Annotated in this window: 23 protein-coding genes; 2 read left to right on the forward strand and 21 right to left on the reverse strand. The window is 46.6% G+C overall.

Annotated features, from left to right (window positions below):
• Nucleotides 1-22: 22 nt before the first annotated feature.
• From AC2TF6_RS17520 to AC2TF6_RS17565, 10 genes are all read right to left on the reverse strand, one after another.
• A complete protein-coding gene (locus AC2TF6_RS17520) occupies nt 23-1,762 on the reverse strand; it encodes an ABC transporter ATP-binding protein (protein ID WP_491307843.1) in 1,740 nt (579 codons plus the stop codon).
• Nucleotides 1,762-3,600, reverse strand: a complete 1,839-nt coding sequence (locus AC2TF6_RS17525) for an ABC transporter ATP-binding protein (RefSeq protein WP_491307844.1) — start codon at nt 3,598-3,600, stop codon at nt 1,762-1,764. The genes AC2TF6_RS17520 and AC2TF6_RS17525 overlap by 1 nt, the downstream gene beginning before the upstream one ends.
• 102 nt (nt 3,601-3,702) lie before the next feature.
• Entirely contained in the window at nt 3,703-4,650 is a 948-nt protein-coding gene (locus tag AC2TF6_RS17530) for an ABC transporter substrate-binding protein (protein WP_491307845.1), read from the reverse strand.
• A 171-nt stretch (nt 4,651-4,821) separates the two neighbouring features.
• A complete protein-coding gene (locus AC2TF6_RS17535; RefSeq protein WP_491307846.1) occupies nt 4,822-5,820 on the reverse strand; it encodes a helix-turn-helix domain-containing protein in 999 nt (332 codons plus the stop codon).
• A 688-nt stretch (nt 5,821-6,508) separates the two neighbouring features.
• Nucleotides 6,509-6,868 (reverse strand): GIY-YIG nuclease family protein, encoded by a 360-nt coding sequence (locus AC2TF6_RS17540; RefSeq protein ID WP_491307847.1) that lies wholly within the window; start codon nt 6,866-6,868, stop codon nt 6,509-6,511.
• 39 nt (nt 6,869-6,907) lie between these two features.
• On the reverse strand, nt 6,908-7,783 hold the full coding sequence (locus AC2TF6_RS17545; RefSeq protein ID WP_491307848.1) for a vWA domain-containing protein: 876 nt from the start codon (nt 7,781-7,783) through the stop codon (nt 6,908-6,910).
• 230 nt (nt 7,784-8,013) lie between these two features.
• Nucleotides 8,014-9,117: an AAA family ATPase gene (locus AC2TF6_RS17550; RefSeq protein WP_491307849.1), complete on the reverse strand. Its 1,104-nt coding sequence runs from the start codon at nt 9,115-9,117 to the stop codon at nt 8,014-8,016.
• 24 nt (nt 9,118-9,141) lie between these two features.
• Nucleotides 9,142-9,621: a DUF6530 family protein gene (locus AC2TF6_RS17555; protein ID WP_042228856.1), complete on the reverse strand. Its 480-nt coding sequence runs from the start codon at nt 9,619-9,621 to the stop codon at nt 9,142-9,144.
• A gap of 616 nt (nt 9,622-10,237) precedes the next feature.
• On the reverse strand, nt 10,238-11,032 hold the full coding sequence (locus tag AC2TF6_RS17560; protein ID WP_491307850.1) for a hypothetical protein: 795 nt from the start codon (nt 11,030-11,032) through the stop codon (nt 10,238-10,240).
• Between the two features lie 153 nt (nt 11,033-11,185).
• Entirely contained in the window at nt 11,186-11,596 is a 411-nt protein-coding gene (locus AC2TF6_RS17565; RefSeq protein ID WP_491307851.1) for a GNAT family N-acetyltransferase, read from the reverse strand.
• Between the two features lie 80 nt (nt 11,597-11,676).
• Here AC2TF6_RS17565 and AC2TF6_RS17570 point away from each other — a divergent pair, with 80 nt between their 5' ends.
• Entirely contained in the window at nt 11,677-12,132 is a 456-nt protein-coding gene (locus AC2TF6_RS17570) for an SMI1/KNR4 family protein (protein ID WP_491307852.1), read from the forward strand.
• A 270-nt stretch (nt 12,133-12,402) separates the two neighbouring features.
• Nucleotides 12,403-13,278, forward strand: a complete 876-nt coding sequence (locus tag AC2TF6_RS17575; protein WP_491307853.1) for a deoxyribonuclease IV — start codon at nt 12,403-12,405, stop codon at nt 13,276-13,278.
• A 134-nt stretch (nt 13,279-13,412) separates the two neighbouring features.
• Here AC2TF6_RS17575 and AC2TF6_RS17580 read toward each other — a convergent pair whose 3' ends face one another.
• The 11 genes from AC2TF6_RS17580 to AC2TF6_RS17630 all read right to left on the reverse strand — a co-directional run bounded on the left by AC2TF6_RS17580 (nt 13,413) and on the right by AC2TF6_RS17630 (nt 23,900).
• On the reverse strand, nt 13,413-15,233 hold the full coding sequence (locus AC2TF6_RS17580; RefSeq protein ID WP_491307854.1) for a helix-turn-helix domain-containing protein: 1,821 nt from the start codon (nt 15,231-15,233) through the stop codon (nt 13,413-13,415).
• A gap of 441 nt (nt 15,234-15,674) precedes the next feature.
• Nucleotides 15,675-16,088, reverse strand: coding sequence for a hypothetical protein (locus AC2TF6_RS17585; protein WP_491307855.1), 414 nt, complete (start codon nt 16,086-16,088; stop codon nt 15,675-15,677).
• Nucleotides 16,063-16,596 carry a MauE/DoxX family redox-associated membrane protein gene (locus AC2TF6_RS17590; RefSeq protein WP_491307856.1) on the reverse strand — a complete coding sequence of 178 codons (534 nt, stop codon included), beginning with the start codon at nt 16,594-16,596 and terminating at the stop codon, nt 16,063-16,065. Before AC2TF6_RS17590 ends, AC2TF6_RS17585 begins: the two co-directional genes overlap by 26 nt.
• A gap of 46 nt (nt 16,597-16,642) precedes the next feature.
• Nucleotides 16,643-17,038, reverse strand: a complete 396-nt coding sequence (locus AC2TF6_RS17595) for a hypothetical protein (protein WP_491307857.1) — start codon at nt 17,036-17,038, stop codon at nt 16,643-16,645.
• A 305-nt stretch (nt 17,039-17,343) separates the two neighbouring features.
• Complete coding sequence (locus AC2TF6_RS17600; RefSeq protein WP_491307858.1) at nt 17,344-17,799, reverse strand: TlpA family protein disulfide reductase; 456 nt, start codon at nt 17,797-17,799, stop codon at nt 17,344-17,346.
• Between the two features lie 25 nt (nt 17,800-17,824).
• Complete coding sequence (locus AC2TF6_RS17605; protein WP_491307859.1) at nt 17,825-19,543, reverse strand: ATP-binding cassette domain-containing protein; 1,719 nt, start codon at nt 19,541-19,543, stop codon at nt 17,825-17,827.
• A 47-nt stretch (nt 19,544-19,590) separates the two neighbouring features.
• Nucleotides 19,591-20,085, reverse strand: a complete 495-nt coding sequence (locus AC2TF6_RS17610) for a hypothetical protein (RefSeq protein ID WP_491307860.1) — start codon at nt 20,083-20,085, stop codon at nt 19,591-19,593.
• Between the two features lie 247 nt (nt 20,086-20,332).
• A complete protein-coding gene (locus AC2TF6_RS17615) occupies nt 20,333-20,533 on the reverse strand; it encodes a hypothetical protein (protein WP_491307861.1) in 201 nt (66 codons plus the stop codon).
• A gap of 222 nt (nt 20,534-20,755) precedes the next feature.
• Nucleotides 20,756-21,754, reverse strand: coding sequence for a phage lytic cycle repressor MrpR family protein (locus tag AC2TF6_RS17620; RefSeq protein WP_491307862.1), 999 nt, complete (start codon nt 21,752-21,754; stop codon nt 20,756-20,758).
• A gap of 5 nt (nt 21,755-21,759) precedes the next feature.
• Nucleotides 21,760-23,064 (reverse strand): DNA sulfur modification protein DndB, encoded by a 1,305-nt coding sequence (locus AC2TF6_RS17625; protein WP_491307863.1) that lies wholly within the window; start codon nt 23,062-23,064, stop codon nt 21,760-21,762.
• Nucleotides 23,065-23,315: 251 nt separating this feature from the next.
• The gene (locus AC2TF6_RS17630) at nt 23,316-23,900 is read right to left on the reverse strand and encodes a hypothetical protein (RefSeq protein ID WP_491307864.1); all 585 of its coding nucleotides are present in this window, start codon (nt 23,898-23,900) and stop codon (nt 23,316-23,318) included.
• Nucleotides 23,901-24,129: the final 229 nt, after the last annotated feature.

The following is a 24,129-nucleotide window of genomic DNA, read 5'->3' on the forward strand; positions in this document are numbered from 1 at the left end:
ACTTGCTAGATACATAGCGTCCTTATTTGACTCGCCATCCGTCGGATTCATGCTGCAAGCTCCACAAATCTGCATATAATCCCTTTCTTTTCAACAACTCCATGTGAGTACCTTCTTCAACAAGCTGACCTTGATCAAGTACAAGTATCTTATCCGCATGTTGAACCGTCTTCAATCGATGCGCGATAAGAATGACGGTTTTATCGGCGACCAGTTCGTTAATAGCCTTTTGTACAGCTGATTCATTTTCAGGATCAAGTGAAGCGGTTGCTTCGTCGAGCAGCACGATCGACGCGTCTTTCAGCAAGGCACGGGCAATCGATATCCGCTGCTTCTCTCCGCCGGACAGCGTCGAGCCGCCCTCTCCTACCGGCGTATCATAGCCTTGAGGCAATTGAGAGATGAATTCATGGCAACAAGCACGCTTGGCCGCGGCTTCCACTTCTTCTTGAGTAGCGTCCATCTTTCCGATTCGGATGTTGTTGCCGATAGTATCCTGGAATAAATAAACGTCTTGGAACACCATAGAAATATGTTTCAAAAGATCCTCCGGATTTGCATGTCGAATGGATTGACCACCAATCTCGATCGTCCCCTGTTGGATATCCCAAAATCGTGCAATCAAGCGCGTTACCGTACTCTTCCCGCTGCCTGACGGTCCCACCAAAGCCGTAATGGTTTGCGGTTCAATCGTAAATGACAAGTCCCTAATGATAAGTGCATTGTCATCATAGCCAAATATGACCCGGTCAAAAACAATCTGCCCCTGAGGTTGAATGCTTTCTGTCCCCTGCATCGGTTGTTCCTGCTGCACGTCCATGATACGTTGGGCGCTATAGGCCGAATACCGCATTTCTCCATAGTTCATCAACACCACAGTCAGTGGCTCGAATACTCGGGTACCCACCAGCAAGAACAGGAGAAAAACGGGAAGTGAAAGTGTTCCGCCTACCAGCAAGTAGCTGCCGACAAAAATCATGATCGTCATCCCAGAGCGGGTCAGTAGCATCGCTCCCATAATCAAGGGTCCCATAACGCCTTCCAAGCGGATGGACGCACGCATTAACCGATCAAATGAAAGACGCAATCGCTCAAACCGCTTCCCTCCCATATTATGGGCCTTGATCTCGCGTATTCCGGTTAAATACTCCTGCAGCCGGCTGGCGGCTTCATTCTTGGCCTTGACATGAGTTTCGCTTAAACGCGCCTGAAGCGCGTCCGTCAGCCAAAGCAGCAGTACGCCGAACGGAACAGCCACGAACATCGCTAATGCCATTTGCCAATCCAGAAACACAAGTCCCAACAATGCCAGGAAGGGCAGTATGACAGCGCTGATAAGTTGAGGCACATTGTGGGAAATCGTGTGCTCAACTTGCGAGTAGTCACTTAATAATAGGTTGGTAACATCCCCCGGATCACGTTTGCCAAAATATCCGAGCGACAGATGACGCAAATGTTCGGCCAACTTCAGCCGGCCGGATGCAGCCAGGCTATAGGCTGCTTTGTACGACTTGTCGTAAAGTAAGGCGTACGCCCCATAGGACACCATCAGCCAAAAAAACAAAAAGGCGCATACCACCCATAACCGTCCGGTACTCAAGCCCGCCTCCGGTTCCGCAAAGGAGCTATATATCGTATGAAAAATATCAACAAGCAAAGCTGCCGGAATGACTTTAGAGATCCCATCCAGTAAGGCCGCAAAGGAGGATGGCCATAAGTTTCTGATGTTTCCTCCTGAGATGTTAGTAAAGTAACGGTTCATTAGCCTAAGCCCTCCTTTGCAGCGACTGCATGTGCCGGCGAGTTGTCTTTCGTGCCGAGTCTCCATGAAGCTGCGCTGATATGAGCTTGCCACATCTGCTCATACAGGCCGTTTAATTTCCGCAGTTCGTCATGCGTTCCCCGTTCCGCAATTTCTCCCCGCTTCACGACTAGAATTTGATCTGCCGCGCGAATCGTAGACAGGCGGTGAGCAATGATGAGGACGGTTTTTCCTTTAACCAGCTCGGCCAGACCCCGCTGGATCTTCTTTTCGTTCCCAGCATCCGCATAAGCTGTTGCTTCATCCAATACGAGGATCGGCGCATTTTTCAGCAATGCACGGGCAATCGCAATCCGCTGCGCCTCTCCGCCGGATAAATAGGTTCCGCCTTCCCCGATTTTGGTATCGTACCCGTACGCCAGTTTCTCGATGAATTCATGACAGCAGGCCGTCTTCGCAGCTGCGATGACCTCTTCATTGGAAGCGGTCGAATTTCCCATCCGGATATTCGCTTCGATCGTATCATAGAACAGATGCACATCCTGAAACACGAAGGAAACCGTATCCATCAGCTTTTCCGTCCCCATCTCACGAATCGGAACGCCCCCAATCGTAATGTCGCCCTCCTGAACATCCCAGAAACGCAGCAACAGATTGGCAATGGTCGATTTCCCACCGCCTGAAGGACCGACCAACGCGGTCATCTCGCCCGCTCGCGCAACAAAATGGATACCGTTAAGAACTGGCTTAAAATCCTTGCTTTCTTTGGTTTCATAAGCGAAGGAAACCTGCTTAAAGGCGATATCGTGCGCTGTTGGAACATGGGGAGACACCGGTTCCGTCACCATCGCTTCGGAAAAAATGGCCTCAATACGTTTATTGCCTTCAACAATTTCTCGCATCCCGCTTCCCGCATGCATCAACTTCAATAACGGTACCGATAAGCTCGGTGCAATGATCAGAAACAGAATAAAAGTAATGGCAAACGATTGACTTCCGGAATGACCATTTCCAAGAAGAATGCCCACAGGTACGATAAAAGTGAACAAAGAACTGACAACAACGAAAAAAAGACTGTACGGCGTCTTGCATAAATCCGTTATTTTTAATGAGATATCACGGTATTTGGCAACGGATTGCTTAAACGTCAGGAAGGATTCGGCCGGAATACCGAATATTTTCACAGCGGGCATTGCACGGACATATTCGACACCGGTTGCATTCATTTCTTCCACGGCGTATTGAAATTCGCGATACGCTGTTTGTCCTCTTTCGCTCGTAAACATACGGGCCTGAAGCCAAAATCCGAATCCGATCGGAATGAGCAGAACCAGCGCCAAGCGCCAATCCAGCCAAAACAAATAGCCTATCAATAAAATCGGTATCATGACCGCACTGACGATATCGGGTAATTGATGGGCAATAAATTTCTCGATTTTTTCGACACTGACCTCAATAATTTTTTTCAATTCGCCCGTAGTCGTTTTCGTATGGTAACCCATTGGCACTTTGGCAACATGCTCTGCCAGACGCACCCGAAGCTGATAGAGAATAGTAAACGCAGCGATATGTGAGCACATCCCGCCGATATACAGAGCTACCAAAGCCCCAATACAGGCTATAAACGCGACGCCCCCCCAATACAGAATAAGCTCCTTGTCTGCGCCCTCAGGACTTTGTGCATGGTTCAACAATTCCTCGACTATCTTATACATCGCGACAAAAGGAACAAGCTGCAACAAACTGGAAAAGAAGGAGAACACGCTTGCGACCGTCAACAGCCCCTTTTTCTCGCCGGCAATATGCAACAGGCCCGACACTTCGGACTTGAAACTCATCTTCCTACACTCCTTTCCTTTTATGTACTGAAAAACGAAATCATCCCTGCCCGAAAATCAGGCAAGGACACCCAGAGCTTCTATGCACAAAATTGGAGCTATCTATTCGTTGCTTTTATGGTTTTTTAATATTTGCTTTCCGAGTCGGTCGAGCAACTCCATACGACCAATCGCCGTGAAGGAATAATTGTAATTGTCGATATTCGTTATTTTGTAGACATTCCCTTTCTGTACGGCTTTGAGATTGTTCCAAACTTTACTGTCGTTCATTGTGTTTTCGCTGTTCTCCATTAGTATCAAGTTGTCAGGATTGATGGTCGCTAAGGATTCAAGGTTTATTTCCCGCCCTCCCCAGCTTTCAGGTTCCGGAATGCCGACCGTACGCTTCAATGCTAGATCCGTATAAATAAGCTCAGCTGTTCCGGATGAGGAGTAGATGACAAGATTTTTAGGATAGGTTTCGATTACAGCAAAGGTTTCGTTCCCAAGAACAGGTTCTAATTTTTTGCTCCATTCTTCTACCTTTCTGTCATACTCAGACAACCATTTATCCTTCTTCTCTTCTTCTCCAAAAAGATCCGCTAAAAAGGCAAAACGGTTTCTCCACTCGTAATAGGGATATGGCACAATCACTGTCGGGGCAACCTTGGATAGCTGCTCGTACAGATTTTCATTAAATAAAGTTCCCAGAATAATCAAATCCGGTTTAGCGGATACGACTAACTCCAGGCTGATCGGCTCTGCGTACCAACCCAAATTAACTGTATCTGCGCTTAAAAGATCTTTAATCGTTGGAGACAATACGGCTCTATTGCCGAAATCCGTATTTCCTGAAGCGATCGGTTGTATTCCAAGTAACAGAAGCTCCTCCGTCGATCCCGAAAGGTCGGCGATGCGCTTAGGATGGATCGGAATTTTAACCTTGCCGCCCTTGGCATTTTCAACCTCTTTAAATTTTTGTTGATTCTCCCCGTCGCGGGTCTCCTGGTTTCCGCATGCGGTTAATACCAACATGCAACATAGGATGGCCAAAACTATTCCTCGTTTCATCGTCTCTCCCTTTCATTTATAGATAATGATAATCATTATCAATTATTTTTTTAAAAAAAAGGCCTTGACGATTGCTTCATAGCAACTGTCATGAACCAGTATCCCACTTCCTGCCTTGATCCAGATACCCAAATCGGGAGTAAAAACCACAAATACGGATTTTGTTCTTTCTTAACGGCGAAATTGTCGGAAGTACTCAGAGGGATTGACACCGTATTTCCTTTTGAATTGTTCGGAAAAATGTCCTGTCTTCCCGAAACCTGCCGCATAGGCCGCCTCCGTAATCTTCATTCTGCCTTCTTCTAACATGTGGAAGGCGGCTTCCAGCCTTCGGTCGATCACATAAGCATGAACCGGCAGGCCAAACAGCAATTTGAATCCTTTTTTTAGTTTGAATTCGTTCAAACATACCCGCTTGGCGAGTGCTCCCAGACCAGGTGGGGACATCAAATCGCCGTCCAGTATGTCTTTGGCGAGATGAAGGCTTGCAACCTCTGTTCTGGACAGACCAAGCGGCGGAGAGGAGGTGTTCTTTTCCAAAATAACTTCATATAAATACAAGGCGATGAGCTCCAATATTTTTCCTTCCAAGTAAATATGCTTGATATCGCCATGGTAATAGCAGTGAATGATATCATGAACAATGCGTTTCATTCCGGATGTCATTTGACTATTATAGAAGAGTCGGGAATCTCCAGATAAAGCGGACGATATTTTGTGTAGCGGAAGATGGTGCAGGGGCCCAATGGACTCCATGTGATTAAGCTTTAGAGAAAGACCTTGAAAGTGACTGTCGACGTCATACTGACATCGATTGCTCGCTTGAATACTGCCAAAAGCGGAGACCTCCCATGGATCGAGTCCAAATTCGCCCTTTCTTCCTTCTACACTCCAACGGATGCTGTCTCCGAGACAAAATCCAAGGTTTATGTTATTCCCTCCTTCTCTACTGCTCAAGGTCATATTTTTAGTAAAGCGCACGTCGCATATTACCAGGTCTATAGAAGAATACGTACGAATACATTTCCAGTACCCCTTGCCCATCTCTTCAGGCACCTTCACTACCTGTTCAAAAGAGCTTGTTCGATACATTTCATTTAGATTAAATGTGAGCTCGCAGTTCCTATTTTCTGCATTCATAATCTCACAATATCGCTCAGCGCTTTCCATAAATTCAACCCCGTTTCTATCAGAAGCCGCCCTTTTCGGAGACCACATATTTTCAAATCCATGGATATTATGCGTACAGGAGTTTCCCGATTGCGTCCACGAATGCTTGTTCCTAACAATTGGAAACTCATCATAAAGTAATGATAATCATTATCAATTGATTAATCAATAGCAACCCATGTATAGCCTTTTGGTCCCCATTTTGATTTATGGCCAGAAGGGTTCCCCTATGCTTTCAGAGAACGTCTTCAAATGCTATCTATGCTCCGGCTTGTTCTATTTCAGGTTATTTTGAATGAATTCTCGTACTCTTTGTGCCTTGCGAAGGCGTTGTAAATCGTGTACCAGTTCCTTGTCTTCCGCATCAAAAAACAAAAAAGAACGCAAACCTCGGAAGTGCATCCGAAAATTTACGTTCTTCACAAACTATATTTTCATCTGAGTTCAATCATCTCATGAACTTAAAGTTTCGCCGCTAATTAGACAACGTCGCCTGATATTGACTCCAAAGCGTGTTCACGCCTGTTCCGGTAATCACTTTAAATTGGCGTTCTTTCCACAGCTGAACTTCATTTGCATTCCCGATGATGTTGTAAGGGATCGGAGCCGCGTATATCATAATAGGATTGAGCTCTCAATTGACGAGAATTACGGAAAATTTTAATAGATCATAAAAGAGTTCCGTTTATCACCCTACAGGCGGCTTATTATATCCCCTGTCCCCAAAAGGCTCCAGCTTCTCCAGCCACCGCTTTTTCAGCTGCTTCCGCTCCCAGCGCATGTCTGTAATTTCTGAAGCCTCTTTTTGCTCCAGCACCTCGAAGGCGAAGTTTTCTGCGCCCAGTTCCTTCCAGTCCTTCTGAAGCTGCAAATTGGCAAACCTGCCCATGTCCAGCTGGGCCTGCAGCGTGATCCATTTGTTTTTCAGATTGGGATAGGTGTCTACGAATATTTTACCGTTGGTCTTGTTGAGAATTTGAATAGCGCCCATGTAGGTCTTCACCTGCTTATACTCTTCCAAAAGCTCCTTGCGCTTGGTTTTATCCATGTCTTTCTCTCCTTTCGCCTCTATCTAATCCATACACCTTTACAAATACCGGGCGATAATCCGGACTAGCTTAGCCGGCAAATCTGCCAGATCCGTGATATCCAAAAATCTCTCGCTTCCATAGATCTGATGTATGACATCCTTATCCTGGCCTATCGCGGCTGCTAGGAAGGTGATTCCTTTGCGTTCATATTCGGCCATGGTATGCTGCATGTCCCGGATGGCGAAGGTTCCGGTATAATTCTCCATCGCTTTGGGCTGCCCGTCGCTTATGCTGATGAGCAATTTGGTCTGCTGCGGGGACCCGGCTAACCGGTCTGCCATTATACGAAGAGCCATTCCGTCGCGGTTGTTGCTTCTGGCGCGAATTCCCGTGAGTCTGTACCGATCGTTGGGATCAGTTCTGTCCAAATCGGTATAGGCGTAAATCGACATTTGTTCCAGCCTGGAAGCATCCGCCGTATCCCCGTAGATCAAGACGGGTATCCGGCAGATTTGGCAGAACTCATAGACGGCTATCACCGCACGCTTTGCGGCCTCCAGCCTCCCGAAAGCGGACATGGATGCCGATTCGTCCACCCTTAAACCGACCACAAGAGAGGGAGAATCGGTTGGGGGAAGTTTCTTGGCAAAAGTCCTGAAATCCCGGTACGCAATGCTGTCTGCCTGAAATTTGCTGCCGTAATATTGATGCCTCGCAAATTCCGAAGAAGTCTCATGTTCCAGCAGCGGAAGTGTTTTTCTGGCAATCTCCCGGACGACAGGCATAAGTTCCTCACTTAGGCGGGCATATTCCTGCTCGGAATCGTTATCGTAATCCGGACGGTGAACAATAAGCTTCACCTTGTTATGAATGGAACCGGACACGATCTCACGGGTGTCGCGATTCAACTTTTTACGGTAATCCCGCTCCATTTGCCGGGCTTCGTCAGGCTTCGTTTCAAGATTGGCCTGATGATACTTCGGAGCCCCGTCCTCTTCCCTATCTGAAAATTCCGTGTCGGTGGAGTCATCCGAAACCTCGGATATATTTTCGTCACTATCGGTGGATTTTTTTAAAGCGATCCCTTGTTCTTCAAGCTCATTGTCCTGTTCAAACTCCGTGTTGCCGATCGTTCCCTCTGTTTTTAGTTCCGCTTCGTCCGTTATTCTTTTTTTTTTGCTTCCGCATCGACTTGGTCAAGCACGTCCAGTAATCCCCGGTTTTTTAACGCTTCTTCCAATAGGCGGATTTCTTCGGAATCGGTCGTTATTTTGTAGATGACTTTGTGGTAAAGGGATTCATTGGCTGGAGCGCCGCCGGCAACCGCATCCGCCCAGTAAAAGAAGGAACGCATACCCGCCACGCCTTTAATCGCATGGGCCCGGGCGGTTTTATCCAAAACCACAATGACATCCGCTAAAATATCCAGTACCTTCTCATTCTTGTAACCGGTCTTAGACATGGCCCGTTCTACCATGATTTCTTTGGTCGGCAGGTCCATCTTTTCCGAATGCTGAACTCTGTCGCGCAGGGCTTCGTTTAACGGTCGGGTTCCCGCATAACTGCGGTTGGTTGTGATGACCGCGATGAAATCGGGGTGTCTGCGTACGATTTCCGTGGGAAGGTTAATGCTGCCATCCGGCTCCAAGGCGGAGTTGAGCGCCATAAGCACCGCGGCGTCCCGGATAACGGTCGGTTCCTGAATTTCGAGAAGATAGCCGTTTCGATAGGCTCTGACGATTTCAGAAGGGTAAAACCGGTACTCCACCACATCGTCACCGGAGTTTTGCTCCATCTTGTTCAGCAACTGCTTCATCGTTAAGGCAGCCTGTTCCCGGGTAACTCCCAGCACGTTCATCACGAGTTCAGCCGCGCTTTGAAAACCGTCGCTGTCATATAAGGCCTTCAAAACGGTTTGCTCCGTCGGCTCCATGTTCTCAACTCGATCCGATGAAATAACCGGCAATATGGCCCCGATAATATCGGATTTATCCATATCGGCAAAACAGGTCACTTTCGTATAAGGCAGCCCCAAATCAGCCGACAAGGCTTTGGCAAGCTGGGTTTTACCGGAGCCGGCGTCCCCTTCTAGCAAAATAGTGGCGATTTTCATTTCTCCGCGGTTCCAATTGCGCTTGATTTCTTGGCATATACGAATTTCCTCTTCACTGATCTTATGGGAAACCGGCTTTTTCCAAACCAGCGCTTGTTCCGCATCCGTCAGCTGCCTGTCGGGAGACACGTAATAATCCTGGTTGACGTTCATCGCTTTTCACCTCTTTATAGGGGGTCAATACCCCATTTCTTCCAATAGCCGGGATAACACGCGAAGCCGCTCCCCGATCATTTCGCCATCCTCGCTGAGAGCCTGGGCAAACAGCTTAATGTCTTGATCCAGCATGGGATTGTCTTCGCAAACGGACACACTCATCGCATCCCCCTGGAGCCCGATACGGTCGATCATGGGGTTCTCGGGATCATACAATTTCGGAAACCGGTAGGCATCCTGAAAATATAAGCTGCTTCTGCAAATCAGAATAGCAAGGTCAAGAACACGGTGCATAGGCAGTTCTTCGGATTGTCTAGACCATTTCTCTCCCGTGTGTCTCCATACTTTGGCCGATATATCGACCTTGCCTCTATCGTTCCACTGGGCCAGCCCCAGGGACAATCCTTTGGCATCCGTGTTCCGGGCGAGGCGTCCGTCGACCTGCTCGTAATTTTCCGATACGATGACCGGCTTATGTTTTAACGTTGTCGGGATTTTCATAATTAACACGCTCCAATTGGGTTTCGTTAAATTCACGATTTACTTATTCACTAATTTAGTAATTTACTAAATCTAAAGTCATCATACTCTTCTTTCCATGGTCTGTCAATCGGGGTTAGTTGCTTAAAACAAAGATCCGCTAAACCAGTCGGTTCAGCGGCCCTGTATGATTTGGATTAAAGTGAAAGGGAGGATTTATTGCTACTTCGGAATATTTGTTTTGTAAACTGAAGTGCAAAATAAAAAATCATTGAAGCAACTAATCCCAGCTTCAGGACAAATTCCTCCAAGAATCCCAAGTAAATGTTATACACCATTGAAATCACCGTACCTGAAATTAAAAACATAATGAGCAAAGCTAACTTCCTCTTATATTCTTTCTGAAAAAAACGTTGGCTAATTTTATCCAATACAAAAGAAACAGGGGTACCGATCAACAAAATTAAAGGGGTACCATAAAAACCGAATAAGATTAATAGATCTGGAAAATCAAATAACACCTTATTCAGAAAGTATGCACTCATGGAAAAAGTAAAAAGGACAGATGTTATTAAAGCAGCCGTAAGATATTTGATTATTATTACTCCTTTCAAATTCCTAACTTAATACTCTTTCCTTACAAATACGCCCCGAAATAAAACTCCAGCGCTTCCCGCGAATAGCGGTCATCCCCCTGCCAAACCGCCATGGAATTGAAATCATGGTCTCCGCCGCGACGCTTGCGAGGTGTGTCCCGCGGCACCAGCAATCCGGCAAATCCCCATATTTCCATCACCATATCCCGTTCATTCTTGCTCGAAGGGAATATATCCTTCCAGCGTTTTTCCAGCTTCCGGGCACTGTCATGTTCCTCACATTCCTGAATCGCTTCGATCATGTTGTGAAGGATGGTCCTATCCTCCGCGGTAACCTCGAAGGCTTCTTCTTTGCTGAACAATTCGAGATCCAGCCAGCAATAAAGAAGTTGGTTCAAACGGACTCCTCCCCATTTGATCCGCTCGAAATTCAACACGTTCAGATCCGCATTTACATATTCGCGGTCCGACATGATCCCCCGGTAATTGCAGTCCCCGCAGCTGCTGTAATTGGGCCGCACCGCGCTCCGTTCGCCGTATGTATGAAGGGGCAGCTTAGTTGTCAAAGCCCAGCTTGAAAGGGCGCTTCGCAAATGGACTTTTTTGGTAGAGAGACTATGCAGAAACGCGGCGGCGACCTGTTCTTTCGTGAGGGTCTGGTGGAGGTCGTCAAGCCGCTTGACCAGTTCATCATGCTCCATTGTAAGGGGATCGAACATGAGGCCTTTGCTTTTGGCATACTCGAAATCCTCACCGGCAAAAACTTCCGGTCTGTTTTTCCAGCCCGCGGCAGACCAAAAAGTGGTTGCCAATATTTTTTTCGCTTTTTTATCCACTCGATTCACGTCCTTGTCCGTTTCTCCATTGCCCGAACCCTTGTTTCACGGCTTATCCGGGCTTCCGTCTCTCGTTCCACCCCCAAAGGTTGCAAAAGCACGGCTGTCATACCGGCCACTTACAATTTGTCGTGATTTAGAAGATGAAAGGATCTATAGCAGTCTCTTTGTCATGATAATTTCCGTAGGTTCGTTTTCGAGCAGCAGACATCCCGCGTCCCGGTATCCCAGCTTTCTGTAAAAATGCTGCGCCTCTTCATTAGCCAAGGTGGATGTCATAACCAGCTTGAACCCGCGTTGTGTCATTTCTTTTTCCCAGAAAAGAACAACTTCCTTTCCGAAACCTCCGCCCCGATACGGTTCGTCGATCCAGAGCATGTTCATAAACGGTGTGTTATCCCAAAAGTATCCGTATCTCATCCAACCGATGTTAACGTTCTCTTTATTCCGCAAGATATAAATTTCCTTGTTTCTAATTTTGGGCAGAATCAGATCCTCATTAATATGAGAGTCGCGATCACGCAAGTAATCAAAATCCGCAACGGCTGCCGAAACAATTTGCATGGTGTTCTCCTCCGTTTTTAATAGGGTATACTTTACCTATCATATAACATACAAGTGTGAAAGAAAGAGGTGCACAGTCTATGAAAAACAATACTGTGAAAAAAATCGAGCAGCACTATGGAATCGTCTTCCCATCCGATTATTTGAGCTTTCTGCAAAACGCGGAGAAGCAGGGATATAATTTCGTTGAAAACGGAGACGTTACCGATTGGGAAGTCCGGTTTTCCGAGCTGGATGAACGCTTTATCGAAACAAACCGGAATCTTGTGGATGATGTGAATCCCGATCCCAAACGCCTCATTCCTTTTGCATGGAGCGTAAGCAGCGGCAACAATTACTTGTTCGATTACCGCACGAACCCCTCCTCCCCTTCCGTTGTTCTAATGGATCACGAGGAAGCGATGGTGCGGGAAGACGCGGAAAGCGAGTCGGAAACGCTCGAAGAGGCGCAGGAGCTGATGGAGCAGAACGTCAGGGAGGCAGCTGGCAGTTTTGCCGAATTCGCTGCCCGCCTGCAAGCTTATACAGCCGAGTAACTCTATTCCGGGGATAGCCGCCTCATTTCTGTCGCAAAACCGGCACATTCATTATTCCGATCAGGTATTGCCACAATAGGCCACGGAACTTTCCTGGCCTTTTTCGGTTTCCCTGCAACTCCCTCTAAACGCGAGTCACATCAGCTGATAGACTAGTATTGAACGGTTCGGATTCACATGCCGTCAGGCTGTTCCGTCCAAGCATAAAGGACGCCTGACCGGACGTTCTTTCATCACCAAGACAACTTACAAGTGACAGGGGGCGAGAACATGTCTCTGCTTATCGGTTCGCATGTCTCCATGAGCGGGACAACGATGCTGCTGCGGGCAAGCGAAGAAGCGGCATCGTACGGCGCAACGACTTTTCTGATTTACACGGGTGCCCCGCAAAATACACGGCGCAAACCTATTGAAGCGTTCAACCTTGAAGCGGGAAAAGCGCATATGAAAACCCATGGCATTTCGAATATCGTGGTTCACGCCCCTTTTCTCATTAACTTGGGAAATACCGTGAATACGCGGACTTTCGAGCACAGTATCGAGTTTCTGCGTTCTGAGATTCAGCGGACGGAAGCGTTGGGATCGAATCAAATCGTCCTTCACCCCGGCGCACATAGGGGAGCCGGAGCCAAAGCCGGGATTCGGAGAATTATCGAGGGATTGAACGAGGTTCTGGCGGAAAAAAGGGACGTCCAAGTTTCACTCGAAACGATGGCGGGCAAAGGAACGGAATGTGGCCGAACGTTCGAAGAGCTTGCTGAGATCATCGACGGAGTCACCCATAATGAGCGGCTATCCGTCTGCCTTGATACGTGTCATATCCACGATGCCGGATACAATATCGCCGAGGATTTCGACGGAGTTCTGCATGAATTCGATCAAATCGTCGGGCTGGACCGCATTCAGGTCATTCATGTCAATGATTCCAAAAATGAATGTGGGTCCCGCAAGGACCGGCATGAGAACATCGGACACGGTTTCATCGGGCTTAAAGCCCTTGATTATATCGTCCATCACCCCCAGTTCGATCGTGTGCCTAAACTGTTGGAGACACCCTCCATCGGTCCCGTTAAATATAAAAACGCTCCGTACAAACATGAGATCGCTCTGCTGCGCAGAGAGGTTACGGATCCGATCGTCAAGTAATCAAGACATGCGGAAAAGGCGGTACTCTAAAAACGACTTTGTTGCCCTATAAGAAGAACCACAGCCTCGGGCTGTGGTTCTTCTTGTCTGTAAGCAAAATCGGCAAATCCTAATCGCAGACGCTGCTCGCGTATTCAGTTTACCCGCTTTTCCACCTTCGCCAGCAGGTTTTCCATAACAAAATCCAACTGCTTGTCCAGCGAATAAATATCGTTGTAGTACGACAAACCGAAACTGATCTCGGTTAGCCGCCCTCCCTTCACCGCGGGAATTTGATTCCAGACAGGATTTTGGGACAAATCCTCCATCCCTTCGTACGCCGAACGGAACACATAATCGCCCGAATATTGATTGAGCACTTCCAACGAGACGTTCTTCGAGCTCGCCCCTTTGCTCCCGGCATCCATTTCTTTTTGAAGGACAGCAGGTGCTTTCATGCCTAAATATTCATAGATGACCTGGGAACCTCGGCCGTAGTTTCGGGATGAAATGACAGCCATGCTGCCTTTCCCGCCTTCCATGATGGTAACGGTTTTATCATAAATCCCCGCCTGTTTCAGCTTTTGTTTGCTTTGTTCCACCTTCTTATGGAAGTTGTCCAGCAGTTTGGCGGATTCCTTCTCCTTACCGAGCGCTTCCGCAAGCTTATTCAACCGTTCCTCCATCGTCATCTGTTCATAAGGGAGGTAGACGGTAGGCGCAATTTTGTTCAACATTTCGTAGGTCTCTTCCGAAGGGGCGATAATTAGATCGGGTTCCAGGGCAAGCACGGCTTCCGGACTCGGTTTGAACCATTCGCCGAGCGACCGGACTCCCGACAGTTCCTTTTCAAACGCCGCTCCTTTGTAAACGTCCGATATCCCCACGGGCATCACATCGAAAGCCAGTACATCGCCCAATAAATACAAAACGACGACCCGTTTGGGATTCACGGGAATTTCGACGTCGCCTTTGGCGGTGGAGATCAACTTAGTCGCAGGCTTGCTTGGCGCAGTCTGATTGCTGTCGGTGTTGGCGGCAACAGGAGCCGGACTAGGCGAAGTAAGCGAGTTGCTGTTCGCGGATCCGCTCGTCTTTCCAGTCGAACAGGCACTGAGCAGGATCATCAAGCAAAGCAGCAAAGTGATTGCCGCGGAAGGTCTTCTGCTGTATAACATGGGGAAGTTTAGCTCCTTTTTATATTGAGAATGATTATCATATTCAATATAATTCAAGCTATCTCTTCCCGCAATGTCAAATACGGCCGTATCCGATGGCAAATCGGGACAACTTCTCCTGGTTCTTTTTTCCGTCCGGTAGCGGATCGGCGCAATTCCTACCTGTTTTTTGAACATTTTAGCCAATGAATAACTGTCGGGATACCCGATGCTTTCGGCAATCTCCTGTAGTGTCATCTCCGTCGCCAGCAGCATTTCCTTCGCTTTGTTCATGCGGAGCCGGATCATATAATCAATCGGGCTTGTGCCGGTTTTGCGTTTGAACAACCTGGTTATATGCCGGGGGCTGCTGTCCAGCAGTTCCGCTAAATTCTCCAGGGTAATAGGCTCTGTGTAATTCTCCTGCAAATAGCGGCGGGCTTGCTCCGCGACATCCGCTTTTGCTGCCGGAATGTTGCGGGCGTGAACCTGGGCCAACAATTCATGCACGAACTGGTAAAACAGCGCTTTGACATGAAGCCGCTCCAGATTTCCCTGCGTCACCCATTCCTGATGCATAAGCCGGATTTTGCTCATCAGAGAAAGAGGATGATGCGGCGTAAGGCCATACTGCAGCTGAAACGGATTACAGCCGTCCGCTATCTCAGCCGCTTCTTTTCGTAAAGGGACAGGAAAATATGCTTTGTAATAGAGAAGATAATAGCTGAACGGTTCTTCAACCGCATAAATATCTACGCGGCTGCCTTTGCCCCCATGCAGAACATGAAAACCGCTTATCTGAAAAAGCTCGCCATCCATTCGTACACACGCTCTCCCACTCACCGTGTACATAAAACAACAGGCCGGCATAATCCATGACCGAATCTCCTCGTCCGAAATCAACACTATGCAGCGGACGTCCAAGATTTTAACGGAAGCCTGATTCCAAAGGAATGAATGGTTGTCTGCCCGCATCGATTTCACCAACTCCTCGGAACAATGCTGGTTTCATTTTCCGTTTATTATAATTGATAACGGTTCTCATTATCAATTATAAGTTTTCCATAAGGCTCAGCCTTCCGGAAGCTTTTGTTGGTATTTCGCAAATTAGGAGGAGACTTTTTTGCCCGGTTTGGTTTTCTGTCGGACAAACGTAAAGCACACTCATTCCTTTACAGGAATTTGCGTGCTTTGTTTTTTGCTCGTCAAGAAGGCAGCTATTACAACCGCGAGTGAGATTATTTTATTTACCTTTACTGCTTACGATGACGTGTACGCCAGATATGCAGCCGCTTCGTCGTAAACGGCGTACTTTCCGCCGCGAGTCACAATAACCCCGCTTTTGCGCGTGGATGCTATCATTCTAGCATCTATCGCCTCGTGTCTCGTCCACTTCTTTTCCCTGGCCGCAATCAGCCAGGACGGAGCATCGATCACCACGATAGTTTCGGGACCGTCGGCACTCGTCGAGAGCAGAGAGTCGATCTTTTGGAATGCAGGGTCCTTATAATCCGCGAATAAAATCCTCGTCACGCTTCGCTGCCTGCTCGAAAGTCGTTTGATTTCTCCGATCAATGCGGTTACTTCGTCACGCTCTTTTCGCTTTTGAATGAACAAGAGCAGCACACAAGCAAGGAACCATACCAGATTACATAGGAACAGCAGATTGCTCACGGCGCTTCCTCCTCTTCCTATAGTTCCATGCGGATTGAAGCAGCCCGATTGAAATCGACAGAGCCATTACAAAAAGAAGCGAATTGATCCTGGCGTATCCATCCTGTTCGGGAGCAGGCAGCAGCAAACCCGCCGCCAGCAATCCGATTAGAATGGCGTTACGGTAAACCGGGGATCGATTCAGAAATGCGATCTCTCCGTAACAAGCACAAGTATCGACACCCGTAAGTTTTGTTTTCCGCCATGAAAAGAAGGCAAACGCAGCAAGCAGAACGATTGCGGCAAGCTCCCTCCACCCTCCGAGCAGTCCGATGGCAAACAAAAGAAACAGGACGAACTCCACTGACAATACGACCAAAGCCGCTATCGAAACGAGAGAACGGGGAAGTATGCCGTAGGAGTACAACTCGATTCGGAAATTGCGGAACCGGCTGGCTTTTATGTAAAACGGCATGAAAAACAGAACCGACATAGTCATATCCAGAACATAGCCTAACCACTGAATCAATGTATAATCACCCATTTCTCTATAGCGCGGCCACTGTAACCGGCATTCAAGAGACTTTTTGTTCTTGCAGACGAATCGTTAACGGGTACCAGGCCGCTTCTTCTCCGTTTATCATACACCGGATGTAAATAATTCCCGGTTCCGTCACAATCAAGTGAAGGGAGACATCCTGATCGACTCCGGGAACCTGATCTTCCCCTCTGTAATTACGCAGAACGGTAGCCGGAGTACGATCAATCATTTCGCCCGACGAGTTTGTGATGATCAAAGCGGTATCGACAAATTCATCACGCGGCAAATCAAACAATTTGATTAAGACATGCATTTCTATCACATACGGCAGCGCCGGAATAGACACTTGATTCAACACAGTGCCTAAGACATGGCCTCCCAGTAAAGTATTGTTCGTAATCTGATCGCAGACAAGTAATTGAGCGTTCAATACACGCAACCCCTTTGAAATGGAATAAAAGAGAAGGGACAATCGCCCTTCTCCTTTGTAGTGCTTAGTAGCAGCAGCCAGCATTGAACGTGCAAACTACTGGTGGTCCACCGTCATTGCAGCCAACACTTTTAGTAGAAGTCAAAATTTTGGGGTAAGAAGTACCGTTAGCCGTGCAGTAGCCAGTCAAACAAGCTCTGGATTCACTCAAAACTACTCCATCCGGACATTTACAAGCCATCGTATTCACCTCCTTTCATAGGTGGATTTGTATCATAAAGGTGACAAGCACCGTGATACCGCGTTTAAGTCAAATGAATTCCGCTGGTTCGCAGGATCTGTTCAAAATCATCGGCATTGTAGATGACACCTTTGGCCGCTATAATGTCCGACTTGTCGATGAGCATCATAAAAGGCAGCGCGGTAACTTGGAAATAAGCTTCCATATCGCTTTGATCCATCGTATTCACAGGGAAATCCCAACTGAAATACTCCTTCATGCTGCGATGGTCCTCTTCGTCTCCGGTAGTGAAGAGACCGAAAGAAAAAGTCGGATGATTCTCCGCGATCGTTTGGAGATGAGGCAGCAGATCTATGCAATGCGTGCAATAAACGGAGGCGAACAGCAGGACTCGAATGGTGCACGATTGATTCCAGGCTGCCCCCATGCCTTCCTTCAAGTAGTCCGGAAGTTCAGGCAGCGAGGCGCCTAAAGGCAGACCGGTATCGGACAATCGGGACGGTTTGGCAGATGACGTCATGGATATTTCCCTCCTTGTAAGTTCGTTACACATACCACTGCTTCTGCTGGTTCCATATCTCGTTGTAGAGACCTTGACGTTCCAGCAGTTCCTCGTGATTTCCGGTCTCGGCAATTCGTCCGCGTTCCATGACGATAATGCGGTCCGCATTACGCGCGACTCCGACCCGATGGGAAATGAGGAGAACGGTTTTGCCTTTAAAATGGCTCAGAAGTTCATTCATCAAGCGGACTTCGCTAAGCGGGTCCAAAGCGGCGGTCGGTTCATCGAACACGACAAGGTCATCGTCGTCTCGGACGAAAACGCGGGATAAAGCGAGTCTTTGCCATTGTCCTCCCGACAGATTGACGGCACCGTCATCCAGAAACCCCAATCGGCTGTTCAGACCGTGTTTGAAGACGTCGGCCAAACCGACTCTGGCAAGCATCTGTTCGAGTTTCTCCGAATCTTGGATTTCGCCTATATTGCCGACAGCCACATTTTCTCTTACATCCGTCATGTAGCGGATAAAATCCTGAAATACGGCACTGCTTTTTTGCCACATTTGAAATCGGTCCATGTTCTTCAAACTGACACCGTCATAAAAGATTGAGTCTTCTTCCGTCTGATACAGCCCGAGAAGCAGCTTAATGAGCGTCGATTTACCGGAGCCGTTCTCGCCCAGAATGGCGACAACTTCTCCTTTCTTGATTTCAGCGCTGATCCCGTTTAGAGCAGGCTGATCCTGGTTCGGATACCGGAAAGATAAGTCTTGAATCCGGATGTCCTTTTCGAAAACAAACGGTTTGCTCCGGACGTTCTTCTCGACACCGACGGCCACCTCGTTGTTCTCTTCAATCACCTTCAGCTTCTCGATGTGCGTGCAGTATTCTTTTAATCTCGAGTAAGAAGTGAACAAGGAGCTGATATTGTTTTCCGTCATGCTGAGCGCCATCGTTATCGCTACGTAATCGCCGATACTCAAAGAACCTTTATAAATCAAGTAAGCGGTTATGACCGTAACTGCCGCAGTGTTTAAGATCGAGAGAAGTTCGCCGCGAAAAGTCCGTTGATGATTCAATTTATCAAGCTTGATTTGCAGCTCCGCGGACTCCATTTTCTTTTCCAGCCAGCGCTTTCTAAAGTAAGGGAACAACCGGAACAGCATCATTTCTTTCTGGGTCTCGGAATTTGTAAGGAGATCGTAATAATAATGATGGCTCCGCGTGTTCCTCATAAGCTGCTCATCGATTTCAACCCGCCGGCGTACGGCCAGCAGATCGTAAACACCTCTCCACGTACCGACCAGAAGAGCGAGAATTCCCGTAAGCCAATAGGAGTGAAGAAGAAAGAACAAGCTCAATGATGCAAGTATGATTTGTTTTAATAGGCCGATAGCGATTAAGTATGTATCGTAGTATTTATTGTTGCTGTAAGACCAGTAAGAAAAATCGCCTTTGAAACGCGGATGTTCTTTCTCGATCAAGTCCGTCTTCTCTACAAGATCGATGAGCTTGCCTTCGCACTGGATGGCAAACATCAGGCTCATCTTACGGCTCTTCAGCTGAGCGTACGCATCCAAAACCACCCGCAGCAGTTGAAACAAGATTAAAAGTACAATACCGCCCATCAGCAGATAGAAGTTTTTAATCGTCAGCTGATCTACTATTAACTTGCTGAGATAAACGCTTACATTCGCTTGAACAGCCGAGAAGACGTAAACGAACAAGGAGAAAAGAACGATGATTTTGTTAAACGCGTACACCCTGGAAAAAGCGCTCCATGTCGTCCGAATTGTGGTTGCGAGCGATTTCATTTGTCCGGATTCAGATTGTTATACACCCGGATCAAGGGGGCAGCCGCGCGGTTCAAGTTTGCTATCTTGTCAAAAATATCCGCCCCTACAGCCTGTCCGACTTTGTTGAGCACAATCGCATAAGGAACCGCATTTACCTTGAGCTGGATTTGCAGTTTTACCGTTTCGCACCGGTGAATCCGTACCTCCGGATCGAGTTCCTTGCGCAGCTCCTCCACCGACTCTTGGCTTCCTTCGAAAAGGATGCAGTAGTTAAATCCGGGGTGACTGTCCATAAAGGAAACCGCATAATCCATGTTGCAGGCGGAACAGGTGGCGCTCATCAGGAAAACGATCGTCCCGTGTTCGGTATGCCTCATCCACTCAAAGCTTACAGGATCAGATTTGGCAAGAAGAATCAGTTCTTCGGGAAAATATTTTCCTAGTTTGTAATGCTCAATCGTTTGTTTTAAGAATCTTCTATGGTCTTTTTCCTCTTGTACCGAATGCACTTTCTTCCCTCCCGGTAGAACGGAATGTGAATTCAACTATTTGCTTTGTTTTCCTTTATTTGACTTCCTTGTTTAGATCTTACCTTTTATCCAATTTGAATGTAAGCGGGTTTCGATTACTTTTTATGGTAATATCATTACTTTTTAGGATTATCACACTTATTTTTATATAAAAATACATATTATCCTTTTCAGTTGATTCCAATCCTTACAAAGGATAGTTCCGTTCTTAAACAATCATAGGAACTTACAGAGCATAAAATTTGGCTTGTGGTTTCTCTTTTTTATAATAGTCCAGCTGCCGATTCATCAACCCTTCGGTCTTATACAGTTTTCCGTATGGCCTGTCCTCCGCAACCATCAACTTTTTCACCACTCTCTCTTTGGGGCCGTAATAAATATCGCAAGTACGATCCGAGTAAATAAGTCCAATGGCGTATGTAAACATGGTATGCTCCCCTTTGAGTCAGCCAATTGTAGTCGGTTAAAACAATAAATGATCTCTATTGTATTTATTTCTTTTCATTGAGATTGTTCATCAAATCAAAAACACGAACACAAGTTCCTATATAACTCCATTATAACACGAACGAGTGTTCTTAAAAAGTCATATTTCCAATAACCTGCAATTAAAAAACCCGCTTCAGCGGGTTTTGAAAAATGTATTTTTTTATTCGCTATATATTCTTTCTATCGTCTCCGGGTTCAAGAAGTCTTCTTTAAGCCGGTGATAGTTATAAACTTCGTAACCGTTATTCATTACTTTGGAGATGCCGAACTGTTCGCATATTTCTTCATAATGCTGTTTGTTTAACTCTTTATTCCGGTCAAAAAGCGTTTTGGCCATGTACAGCATCCCCGAATTTCTTATGATATAGGGCGTTAGAACTTTAACCCAGTCTTCATGGTAGCTTTTCACGGCTGTGATTCTTCTCTGAATCAGAAAACGGTCTGCTTTACCGTCCGTCTGACTCCTCGTGATCACGTTCCTCAGCACATAATCGCTCTGTTCGAGGTCCGCGGAAGCCGGCGATTTCATGGTAACTTTAGCCGCACCGTTTTTCTTTACGTACGTTTTCTCTTCAAGCGCTTTTTTGATAATGTCCATGCACCTGTCCGAAACCCGGATTATTCTTGCTGTTCCGTGATTATGAAGTTCAAGCATGTTATTAGGGAGCAGATGCTCTCTTTTCAAGTTAAGAAGCTCGTCATAGCCTGTCCCATACAGCCCTTCAAATAAACCCACGACAGGAAAAGCATCCTGCGCATTTAAGCAACAGTCTACCATTTTATCGATTTCATCTTTCGTGTACAACATCTTTTTGGAAGCGTCTATAAATTTTTTGTAAAACGTATTTTCAGCCAATACATCCAACGGATTCAAATTTGTTTCCCGGAAGCCTTGTGCGATTCCCCATCGGATATAGTTTTGAATCAAATAAAAATTAGCCCGGCTGGAATTGAGTGTAGAGGGGTTTAAGTAATACAAGAGGCTTTCGATCTGGTCCAGGTTAAAATTCGCTAAATCCGTCTGATATTTTTCCTCCAGCGATTTCGCCCTTGAGAGTACCCGCTCAGCTTGTTTGGCTGAAGTTTCAGGTAAAGACGCAAGATATCTGTTTTTTGGGATTTCGTTATAATATCCGCCTTCATATATCTTATTAGACATGTGGTTTACCCCTCTGAATTGGAATACAATTCGTGTGCTAATTTTTCGGCATGATCTTTAATGAGCCGGTTCACGGAGGATGAGTTAGTTCGGCCGGACGCAAGGAATCTTCTCCATTCCGCTTCTCTGTTCTTAATGTCGTCTATCGCAGACGTTAGTTCGGGTAACGGGACTTGCTTCTGCTCTAATTGCTGTGCCAGCGCCACATAACCGACAAACATTCCGGGATGACGCAATATGCTGTCTTTCTTATGAAAATCCTCCCGGTAACTATCGATTAGGAAATTAAAAAAGTCAGTCAGATAGCTGCCGATTTCTTTGGCTTCAAGTAAACTTTTCGGAGCAAATGTCAGATCAATTGCCTTGGCCAGGATATTTGTAGTCGTAATGTGCCCGGCCAATTCGCTTATTTTGGATTTCGAGGAAATTTTTCCTTTGAGGCCGGAATTTAAATGAAGTTGTTTGACTATGACATAAGCAATGTTCTCCTGCTTCAACTCCTCCAGTCGTTCTTTTCTGACAGGGTTGATCGTATTAATCTGCCCAAAATATTTTCTGGCGGTCTCCGCATTAAAGACCCGGATGCTTAAAATAATATCCTGCTGGAGTTCCGGATTAACCCCCAAAGCCCTGGCCGCTCCCTGCAGACGGTGGAACCCGTCCAAAACGGAAACATCCGCTCCTTCCAGTATCGTCAAAACTCGGGTCTTCGGATCGAAAGCCACCGGGGAATCCGCTTCCGAATATACGTTAAGCGCAATCATATCGGGGATATAAGTCCCTTCCAGCATATGCTTGGCAATATCTTTCACACTCTTGAGATTGATATCGGGAACGGCGATTACATCCTCTTTCTTTTTTTTATACTTGGCGCTTCTTTGCGTTTCAAAATGATAAGTAATGATTCTGTGATGGTACCATTCCACGATTTTTACGATTTGAATTGCCGTAACAAAATTTTCATGATCGATCTGAATTACATTCGTTAATTCAACCGGAAGCTGAACGGTGCTTTCTTCCGTTTTATTATATTTTTTTGTTTCTTTAATCTCTTCCGGAGTGAAATAACGCTCCATATTCAGGTCAGCTGTTCTTTCCAACTGATAAAGAGCCATCGTAAGGAGACACAGCAGAAGGGGGCTTAGTTGGGTCAGCAGGAATGGATTAGCGGCTATTTTATTAAAAAAACCGGTTTCAACATTGTGTTCTGATAATTTTTTATTTATTATTTCAACGTTTTTTCTTTTGTATTTTATTTTCTCGATAGATTGTTCCAAAATTTGTTCGAGTTCTTGCCGTTCTTTGATCACCCAACCGCTCCCTACCCTGAAAACAAGCTTGTTTATAGTGATTATAACATATCGAAAGCTGCAAAGATAAGCATGGAGCTGGGATTTATCAGATAGATGTATAGCTTTTATTATTTATTTATAGCATTATTATAGCCCGAGATGCTAGGCTAAAACAGACTCCTTGTTCGTGTTAGTTTCAAGAAGAGAGCGCAACTGCAAAAAACACCGTATGAATCCGGTGTCTTCTACTGCCGTCCCCACCGCTCCGCTCAGTTCACACTCGCGTTATAAACTTCCTGCCCCGCAGGTATCTCTTTACCTTCGAGCATCCGCGGATTGAAGTATTCCAGCAGATGCAGACCCGGCGTATTGAACTCTTCAAAAGTGATTGTGTATTGTTTATACGGAACGGCCGGGTTGTCCGCAAAGGTAACGGAATAAGGATTTCCGGTCAGATCGGTCGTATGCTCCGGCTTTCTCCATCCGAAGTCCAGAATGGTTCGGGTGTTGCGGATGTTCAAATCCCGCATGATTTTGCCGATGCCTTCCTTTTTTTGCGCAAGCTTTAAATTGATCGGCAGCGGGATAAAATCGGGATACATCACCGCGATGTTCTGGGAAACGACAAGGCCGCTTTTTTCCGTGCGAAGAAGCGATTCTCTAAGTACCGCATCCCGCGTCCCTTCTTTCACCGCCAATAAGGGTGCCTGAGTGGCCGTTGCCTGCTTCAGAACCGAAGGAATCATGGTCTCTCCCGTAATCAGTTCGAGAAAATCCGTCGTCCGGTTCTCCGTCGTTAATAAGAGTTGAAAAACGAGCCGTTTCAACCGTTCCAGTTCCGCTTCCATTCCCATCGTTCCTTCCCTCGCGCTTATTTGTACAAGGAGCCGGTCCGGGTGATTTCAATCTCAAAGGAAGTGCGTCCTGACCGGTTCGGTAAACTGTTCTAAGCTGTACCGTTTGCGGCTCATCGTAAACTAAAAAGCCTGCTAACGCCATTATAAGAAGGAATCCATGATTATTAAAGGGATTTCATTAAAATATTAGATTATTTTTATATTTTTTCCTTTTTTTACGCCACTC

Source organism: Paenibacillus sp. JNUCC 35 (assembly GCF_058269095.1).

What these genes read in the sequence shown, in the direction of transcription:
- AC2TF6_RS17570 (WP_491307852.1), top strand. Translation starts at nt 11,677, where the DNA reads ATGAAAAACAATACTGTGAAAAAAATCGAGCAGCACTATGGAATCGTC.
- AC2TF6_RS17600 (WP_491307858.1), bottom strand. Translation starts at nt 17,799, where the DNA reads ATGACGTCATCTGCCAAACCGTCCCGATTGTCCGATACCGGTCTGCCT.
- AC2TF6_RS17550 (WP_491307849.1), bottom strand. Translation starts at nt 9,117, where the DNA reads ATGAACGTCAACCAGGATTATTACGTGTCTCCCGACAGGCAGCTGACG.
- AC2TF6_RS17525 (WP_491307844.1), bottom strand. Translation starts at nt 3,600, where the DNA reads ATGAGTTTCAAGTCCGAAGTGTCGGGCCTGTTGCATATTGCCGGCGAG.
- AC2TF6_RS17615 (WP_491307861.1), bottom strand. Translation starts at nt 20,533, where the DNA reads ATGTTTACATACGCCATTGGACTTATTTACTCGGATCGTACTTGCGAT.
- AC2TF6_RS17555 (WP_042228856.1), bottom strand. Translation starts at nt 9,621, where the DNA reads ATGAAAATCCCGACAACGTTAAAACATAAGCCGGTCATCGTATCGGAA.
- AC2TF6_RS17520 (WP_491307843.1), bottom strand. Translation starts at nt 1,762, where the DNA reads ATGAACCGTTACTTTACTAACATCTCAGGAGGAAACATCAGAAACTTA.
- AC2TF6_RS17545 (WP_491307848.1), bottom strand. Translation starts at nt 7,783, where the DNA reads ATGGAGCGGGATTACCGTAAAAAGTTGAATCGCGACACCCGTGAGATC.
- AC2TF6_RS17535 (WP_491307846.1), bottom strand. Translation starts at nt 5,820, where the DNA reads ATGGAAAGCGCTGAGCGATATTGTGAGATTATGAATGCAGAAAATAGG.
- AC2TF6_RS17630 (WP_491307864.1), bottom strand. Translation starts at nt 23,900, where the DNA reads ATGGGAATGGAAGCGGAACTGGAACGGTTGAAACGGCTCGTTTTTCAA.
- AC2TF6_RS17575 (WP_491307853.1), top strand. Translation starts at nt 12,403, where the DNA reads ATGTCTCTGCTTATCGGTTCGCATGTCTCCATGAGCGGGACAACGATG.
- AC2TF6_RS17620 (WP_491307862.1), bottom strand. Translation starts at nt 21,754, where the DNA reads ATGTCTAATAAGATATATGAAGGCGGATATTATAACGAAATCCCAAAA.
- AC2TF6_RS17540 (WP_491307847.1), bottom strand. Translation starts at nt 6,868, where the DNA reads ATGGATAAAACCAAGCGCAAGGAGCTTTTGGAAGAGTATAAGCAGGTG.
- AC2TF6_RS17565 (WP_491307851.1), bottom strand. Translation starts at nt 11,596, where the DNA reads ATGCAAATTGTTTCGGCAGCCGTTGCGGATTTTGATTACTTGCGTGAT.
- AC2TF6_RS17580 (WP_491307854.1), bottom strand. Translation starts at nt 15,233, where the DNA reads ATGGATGGCGAGCTTTTTCAGATAAGCGGTTTTCATGTTCTGCATGGG.
- AC2TF6_RS17530 (WP_491307845.1), bottom strand. Translation starts at nt 4,650, where the DNA reads ATGAAACGAGGAATAGTTTTGGCCATCCTATGTTGCATGTTGGTATTA.